The 7,713-nt window shown below is 61.2% G+C and carries 6 protein-coding genes; 5 read left to right on the top strand and 1 reads right to left on the bottom strand.

From position 1 onward, the window contains the following. Positions 1-1,246 (bottom strand): heavy metal translocating P-type ATPase metal-binding domain-containing protein (locus JNM42_RS16515; protein ID WP_294272709.1); only part of this gene is annotated, 1,246 nt, incomplete at its 3' end. A gap of 329 nt (positions 1,247-1,575) precedes the next feature. On the opposite strand from JNM42_RS16515, the gene JNM42_RS16510 reads away from it, so the two are divergent. From JNM42_RS16510 to ispH, 5 genes are all read left to right on the top strand, one after another. Then, positions 1,576-2,520, top strand: a complete 945-nt coding sequence (locus JNM42_RS16510; RefSeq protein ID WP_294272707.1) for a bifunctional riboflavin kinase/FAD synthetase — start codon at positions 1,576-1,578, stop codon at positions 2,518-2,520. Positions 2,521-2,823: 303 nt separating this feature from the next. Next, the gene (gene ileS, locus JNM42_RS16505) at positions 2,824-5,619 is read left to right on the top strand and encodes an isoleucine--tRNA ligase (RefSeq protein WP_294272704.1); all 2,796 of its coding nucleotides are present in this window, start codon (positions 2,824-2,826) and stop codon (positions 5,617-5,619) included. Continuing rightward, positions 5,588-6,112, top strand: a complete 525-nt coding sequence (gene lspA, locus JNM42_RS16500) for a signal peptidase II (RefSeq protein WP_294272700.1) — start codon at positions 5,588-5,590, stop codon at positions 6,110-6,112. The genes ileS and lspA overlap by 32 nt, the downstream gene beginning before the upstream one ends. Positions 6,113-6,161: 49 nt before the next feature. Next, positions 6,162-6,608 carry an FKBP-type peptidyl-prolyl cis-trans isomerase gene (locus JNM42_RS16495; RefSeq protein ID WP_294272697.1) on the top strand — a complete coding sequence of 149 codons (447 nt, stop codon included), beginning with the start codon at positions 6,162-6,164 and terminating at the stop codon, positions 6,606-6,608. Between the two features lie 8 nt (positions 6,609-6,616). Next, positions 6,617-7,540 carry a 4-hydroxy-3-methylbut-2-enyl diphosphate reductase gene (gene ispH, locus JNM42_RS16490; protein ID WP_294272694.1) on the top strand — a complete coding sequence of 308 codons (924 nt, stop codon included), beginning with the start codon at positions 6,617-6,619 and terminating at the stop codon, positions 7,538-7,540. Positions 7,541-7,713 lie beyond the last annotated feature (173 nt).

Here is a 7,713-nt window from a genome sequence, read left to right as displayed (position 1 = left end):
CACGCTCCATCAGACGGATGATCGCCGACAGACGCGTCGCCTCGCCGACCTGCTCGACCTTGATCAGCAAGGGGCTTTCGACAGTGACCGCGCCGCCGGTAACCGCCGACCCCGGCGCCTTGGCTAGCGGCGCACTTTCGCCGGTGAGCAGCGATTCATTGGCGCAACTGAGGCCTTCAATCACCCGCCCGTCGGCCGGAATCGTCTCCCCCGGCTTGACCAGCACCACATCGCCCGGCTCAAGCTCGCTCGCCATCACCTGCTCAAGCGATCGATTCTGCGGGTAGCCGGTGACCCTGGTAGCCAGGGCAGGCAGCAGCCTGGCCAGCACCTCGGTGAAGCTCACGGCGCGCTGCCTGGCCGTCATTTCCAGGAAACGCCCGCCGAGCAGAAAGAAAACAAACATGATCACCGAGTCGAAATAGACCTCGCCCGAGGCCGTCAACGTCGCCCACACGCTGGCCGCAAAGGCCGCACCGACGCCCAGGGCGACCGGCACATCCATCCCGACCCGGCGCAGACGCAGGTCGCGCCAGGCGCCACGGAAGAAGGGCGCGGCTGAATAGAAGACAACCGGCAGGGTCAACAGCAGGCTCGCCCAGCGCAACAGCAATTCGATGTCGGGCGCCATGTCCCCGTCGCCGGCAAGATAGGCCGGGATGGCGTACATCATCACCTGCATCATTCCGAAACCGGCCACGAACAGCCGCCACAGGGCGCTGCGCCGCTCGCTGCGTGCCAGATCCTCATTCCTGCTGGCGTCATACGGGTAAGCGCGATATCCGATGGCGACGATGGCGGCCAGGATGTCGGAAAGCCTTATTTGCCGTTCATCCCAGCGCACACGCGCACGCCGCGTCGCGAAGTTGATCTCCATACCGGTTACGCCGGCGAGCTTCGCCACATGCTGCTCGTTGAGCCAAATGCAGGCCGCGCAGGTGATGCCCTCGATGATCAACGAGGCTTCGCGCTCGCTTTCGCCCAGCTTGCGAACGAAACTCTTCTGGAAATCGGCATGATCATAGAGCTTCAGACCCTCGACAATGGCCGGCAAGGCCTCGCGCGGTGAATTCGGCAAGGCATCCCGATTGCGATAATAGTCAGCCAGCCCGTTATCGACAATCGCCTGCGTCACCGCCTGACAGCCGATGCAGCACATGGCGCGCGGCTGCTCATCGATGCGGACCGACAGTTCGACCCCGGCCGGAACAGGCAGACCGCAGTGATAGCAACTCTTCTGGCTCATTACTCCGCAGTTCCAGATACCGGAAAGAAAAAAGCGCCAGCTACCTGCCCGCGCCCTCTGACGGCGAGGAGTATAAGCCAGTTCGGAGGCGCTAGGAGTTCAACCTGTGCAAGCGGAGCTTTGCCAGCCCTAGACCCGCCGCACGTGCGTCGCTCAGGTCAGCGCTGGCGTAAGACGGCAATTGACTATAGCGCTTGATGATGTCGGGTTACACGAATTGCCGCTAACCCGACCTGTAACAACAACTTCCAGCGCCCTGCCCGCTAAAAGGCTCCGGAAAACCATTATAATTCAGCCCTTTTCCGTTTTTATCCCACCCCCTCGACCTGATGCTCGTATATCGCGGATTTTCACAAACTGCTCCTCGCCCCACGGTGCTGACCATCGGCAATTTCGATGGCGTGCACCTCGGCCACCGTGCGCTGCTCGCGCAATTGAAAGCCACCGCTGAAAGCGAGAATCTGCTGCCGGCGGTGCTCACATTCGAGCCGCATCCGCGTGAATTCTTTGCTCCCGAATCGGCGCCGGCGCGCCTGTCCACATTGCGCGAGAAGCTCGAGTTGATTGCCGACGAAGGCATGGCACTGACCTGGGTGTGCCATTTCAACGCCCGCTTTGCCGCGTTTTCGCCAGAAGAATTCATCGAACGCATCCTGGTCGGCAGCCTGTGCGTCAAGCATCTGATCATCGGCGACGATTTTCGCTTCGGCGCTGGCCGCCGGGGCAACTTTGCGCTGCTGCGCGAAGCCGGCGAGCGTTACGGTTTTCAGCTTGAAGCCATTGACAGTGTCACGCTTGAAGGTGAACGCGCATCGAGTTCTGCGGTACGCGACGCACTCGCCGAGGGGCGCATCGAACATGCCGCTCGCCTGCTCGGACGCCCCTATTCAATCGACGGTCGCGTGGTGCATGGCGACAAAATGGGGCGCCAGCTTGGTTTTGCTACGGCCAACATCCGCATCAAGCATGACAAGCCACCGCTGCTGGGGGTATTCGCTGTCGAAGTACACGGGCTGAACGGCGGGCCGCACCGGGGCGTAGCCAACCTTGGCATCCGTCCGAGCGCCAATCGGACTGTTCGCCCGATTCTCGAAGTTCACCTCTTTGATTTCTCCGCCGAAATTTACGGCACCCACCTCAATGTGCGTTTCCTGCACAAGCTGAGAAACGAAATGAAGTTTCCTGGCCTGGATGCGCTGAAGGCACAGATTGCCTGCGACGTCAGCGAGGCAAGGTCTTACTTCCAGCGCAAAGACGCTAAGGGACAAGGATGACACGGAGAAAAACGTTTGAACCTAAAAAATGCAGTTGAGTGCGACCGCCGCAACACCAGGTTCGGCGAGGGTTTGGCCCTCACCCCGACCCTCCCGCAGGGAGAGGGGGTTTGCACCCTTCTCCCTGCGGGAGAAAGGCCGGGGATGAGGGCCTACGATATTGGCATTACGCTCAACTGCTTTTTTGAGGATAAATTTTAATGTTGAAATACTGCACAAAGGCATCAAGCGAATTGCAAATGGACTGCTTTGCGTATTCCTTGCCCCTTTGCGCCTTTGCGCCTTTGCGCTGGACGCTAAATAATGGCTGATTACAAAAACACGCTCAATCTGACCGATACCCCCTTCCCGATGCGGGGCGATCTCGCCAAGCGCGAGCCGCAGTGGGTTGCGCTCTGGCAGCAGAATAAGCTCTACGAGCAGATTCGCCAAGCTGCCAAGGGTCGACCGCGGTTCATTCTGCACGACGGCCCGCCCTATGCCAACGGCGACATCCATATCGGCCACGCGGTGAACAAGATTCTCAAGGACATCATCATTCGTTCGAAGACGCTGGCCGGTTTCGATGCTCCTTATGTCCCCGGCTGGGACTGCCACGGCCTGCCGATCGAGCACCAGATCGAAAAGCGGCACGGCAAGCACATTGCCGGCGACAAGGTGCGCGAACTGTCGCGTGCCTTTGCCGCCGAGCAGGTCGAACGCCAGAAGAAAGACTTCATCCGCCTCGGCATTCTCGGCGAGTGGAACAACCCCTACCTGACGATGGCCTTCAAGACCGAAGCCGACGAAATCCGTTCGCTCGGCAAAATCCTCGACAAGGGCTACCTCTACCAGGGGCTGAAGCCGGTGAACTGGTGCCTGGACTGTGCATCGGCGCTGGCCGAGGCCGAAGTTGAGTACGAGGACAAGAACTCGCCGGCCATCGACGTCGCCTTCGAGGTGCATCCCAACCACGCCGAAAAGGTTGCCAAAGCCTTCGGCCTGACGCACCTGCGCGGCCCGGCCTTTGCCGTGATCTGGACCACCACGCCGTGGACCTTGCCGGCCAACGAGGCCGTCAGCGCTCACCCGGAATTCGACTACGATCTGATCGACACGCCGAAGGGCGCACTGATCCTCGTTCGCGAACTGGTTGAAGCCTGCCTGAAACGCTTTGCCCTCGAAGGCACGGTGATCGGCTCGGCCAGGGGCGCCGCGCTTGAAAACGTGCTGCTCAGGCACCCCTTCCAGGAGCGCGACGTGGCCATCATCTGCGGCACGCACGTCACCCTCGAAGCCGGTACCGGCCTGGTGCATACCGCGCCGGCGCATGGGGCCGACGACTACCAGATCGGCAAGGTCTATGGCCTGCCGGTCAATAACCCGGTCGGCGACGATGGCAGGTTTCTCGCCAGCACCCCCGCACTCTCGGTCTCGCCGCTGGCCGGCAAGACGGTCTGGGAAGCCAATCCGCTGGTCCTGCAGGAACTCGAAGCCCGGGGACGCCTGCTCAAAATGGAGCGCATCACGCACAGCTACCCGCACTGCTGGCGGCACAAGACGCCGATCATCTTCCGCGCCACCACGCAGTGGTTCATTGGCATGGATCACAAGGACCGGGAAGACGCCGCCACGCTACGCTGGATTGCCGAACGCGCCGTTGACGAAACGCAGTTTTTCCCGGCCTGGGGTCGAGCACGTCTCGAAGCGATGATGAAAACCCGCCCAGACTGGTGCGTTTCTCGCCAGCGCAACTGGGGTGTACCGATCCCCTTCTTTCTGCACCGGGAGACCGCTGCGCTGCATCCGCGCACCCCGGAGCTGATTGAAGAAGTCGCCCGTCGCGTTGAACAGGCCGGCATCGAAGCCTGGTTTTCGCTCGACGCCAGGGAACTGCTCGGTGACGAAACCGCCCACTATCGCAAGATGAGCGACACACTCGATGTCTGGTTCGATTCCGGCGTGACGCATGCAAGCGTCCTGCGCGGTTCGCATCAGGCCCAACTCGCCTACCCTGCCGACCTTTATCTCGAAGGCTCCGACCAGCACCGCGGCTGGTTCCAGAGCTCGCTGCTCACCGGCTGCGCCATTGACGGGCGCGCACCGTACAAGGCGCTGCTGACGCACGGCTTCGTGGTCGACGGCAAGGGGCTGAAAATGTCCAAGTCGAAAGGCAACGTCATCGCGCCGCAGAAGGTTTCCGACACGCTCGGCGCCGACATCCTGCGCCTGTGGACCGCCGCTACCGACTACTCGGGCGAACTGTCGATTTCCGACGAGATCCTCAAGCGCGTCGTCGAGTCCTACCGCCGTATCCGCAACACCCTGCGTTTCCTGCTCGCCAACACCTCGGATTTCGTAACACAGAAAGACCTGCTGCCGCCCGGGCAGTGGCTCGAAATCGACCGCTACGCGCTGGCCATGACGCGCCAGTTGCAGGCGCAGTGTGCCGCCGACTATGACAAGTACGAGTTCCACCGCGTCGTGCAGGCCCTGCAATCCTTCTGTTCCGAAGACCTCGGCGGTTTTTACCTCGACATCCTGAAGGACCGGCTGTACACCGCCGCCGTCAACTCCGGCGCGCGCCGCTCGGCGCAGAGCGCGCTGTGGCACATCACGCAGACTTTCGCGCAACTGATGGCGCCCATCCTCGCCTTTACCGCCGAGGAAGTCTGGCAAACGCTGACCGGCAAGAGCGGGTCGATCATGCTGCAAACCTGGCAGCCGCTTCCCGCACCCGCTGGCGAAGCCGTGCTGCTCGACAAGTGGAGCAAGATCCGCGTCTACCGCGCCGAGGTCACGCGCGCCCTGGAGGAACTGCGCGTCGCCGGCCGCATCGGTTCCTCGCTGCAGGCTGCAGTCAGGATTCATGCCGATGGCGAAAAGTACGAGATCCTCGAATCGCTGGGCGACGATCTGCGCTTTGTGCTCATTTGCTCGACGGCCAGCATCGTGCGCAACGCGGAAGAGAAACTTGAATGCACCGCGCTCGCTCATGCCAAATGCGAACGATGCTGGCACGTGCGCGAGGACGTGGGCGCCAATTCCGAACATCCGGACCTCTGCGGCCGTTGCGTGAGCAACCTCCATGGCGAAGGCGAAGAACGTGCCTGCGCGTAACATCGGAAGCTGGCTGACGCTGGCCGGAGTAATCATCCTCCTCGATCAGATCAGCAAGTGGATCGTTCTTGGTGCGCTCCAACCTGGCGATTCGCTCTACGTCGCCCCCTTCTTCAACTGGGTGCTGACCTTCAACAGCGGCGCCGCGTTCAGCTTCCTGTCCGATGCCGGTGGCTGGCAACGCTGGTTCTTCACCGTGCTGGCGCTCGGCGTCTCGGTCTGGATTGTCAGCTTGCTGCGCCGGCATACCAGCGAGTTCCGGCTCTCGCTGGCGCTCACCCTGGTGCTCGGCGGCGCGCTCGGCAACGTCATCGACCGCATCCGTTTTGGAGCGGTCGTCGATTTCATCCAGTGGCACGTCGCCGGTTACTACTGGCCGGCGTTCAACGTCGCCGATTCGGCGATCACCCTCGGTGCCATTCTGCTCGCCTGGGATCAATTGACGACGAAACCCGCAGCCGATAACGCGGTCAAAACCGGCCAGGACAGGTAGGCACACAGGTATTCAATTGTGAATACGCTGTGCTCAATGAGGTTTCAGGATGAATAAACCAGGCCACTCGACCGTACTCCCCGACAGCTACCTGACGCTCCATTACCGCCTGTCGGACGATGCGGGAAACGAGTTTGTCAGCACCTTTGACCTCTCTCCGGCAACCCTCCAGATGGGCAGCGGCCAGCTTGCCGAACCACTCGAAAAGTGCCTCATCGGGCTAGCGGCGCAGCAGCGCCATCTATTCCATCTTGACGCCATCGAGGCCTTCGGTGAATACAACCCGCAGCTCGTCGAACGCATTGCACTTAGCGCCCTGCCACCAGAAGTCGAACTGAAGGAAAATTCGCTGATCGAGTTTGGTGCGCCCGATGGCGGCGCCGGTTTTGCAGGGTTCCTGCGCGAACTGAACGAGACCACCGCCCTCTTCGACTTCAACCACCCGCTTGCCGGCAAGCCGATCTGCTTCGAAGTCGAAATCATCGGCATCATGTAAGGATCCCCATGCAAATCATTCTCGCCAACCCGCGTGGCTTCTGTGCCGGTGTCGATCGTGCCATCGCCATTGTTGAGCGCGCCATCGAAAAATTCGGCGCGCCGATTTATGTCCGCCATGAAGTCGTGCACAACAAGTATGTGTGCGACGATCTGCGCGCCAAGGGTGCCATATTCATCGACGATCTGGCCGACGTACCGAGCGGCAGCACGCTCGTTTTCAGTGCCCACGGCGTCTCGCAGGCCGTTCGTGCAGAAGCGGCAACGCGCGGCCTAAAAATCTTCGACGCCACCTGCCCGCTGGTCACCAAAGTGCATGTCGAAGTGGGCAAGATGCGCAAGGAAGGCCGCGAAATCATCATGATCGGGCACAAGGGACACCCCGAGGTGGAAGGGACGATGGGGCAGAGCACACAGGGAATGTACCTCGTTGAAACCGTGGCTGACGTAGAACAGCTTGCGGTCAGTGATGCCACCCGACTCGCCTACGTCACGCAGACGACGCTGTCGGTCGATGACGCCGAAAAAGTGGTCTCCGCCTTGCGCCAACGCTTCCCGGACATTGTCGGCCCCAAACGCGACGACATCTGCTACGCAACGCAAAACCGGCAGGACGCCGTCAAGGGACTGGCCACGAAGACAGACATCGTTTTTGTCGTCGGCAGCCAGTCCAGCTCCAATTCCAACCGGCTGCGCGAAGTCGCCGAACTGCTCGGCACCAAAGCCTATCTCATCGATCAGGCCGAACATATCGACCCGACCTGGCTGCAAGGCATTGAGCGCATTGGCGTCACCGCCGGCGCCTCGGCACCGGAAGTCCTGGTTCAGAACGTCGTAAATCGGCTGAGCGGAGGCCAACCCGGCCAGGCCAGCCAACTGCAAGGTGTCGAAGAAAACGTGACCTTTGCGCTGCCGAAGGAGTTACAGAGCTAGCCGCCAGAGGTCTTGGTCGCGGCTAGCTGAAATCCAGCGAGGTCACTACCTGCTCGGTAACCACGCCCTGCCGGTCGATATGACGGACTTTGGCCGGCAAATAGTGCAAGTCCGGCACCAGCCACAGCTCGATGATTTCTGGGCTGTCGCTGGTCGACAAAACCAGTTTGATG

This window comes from Propionivibrio sp. (assembly GCF_016790145.1).
Classification (GTDB): Bacteria; Pseudomonadota; Gammaproteobacteria; order Burkholderiales; family Rhodocyclaceae; genus Propionivibrio.
This window is presented reverse-complemented; position numbering and strand designations above follow the sequence as displayed.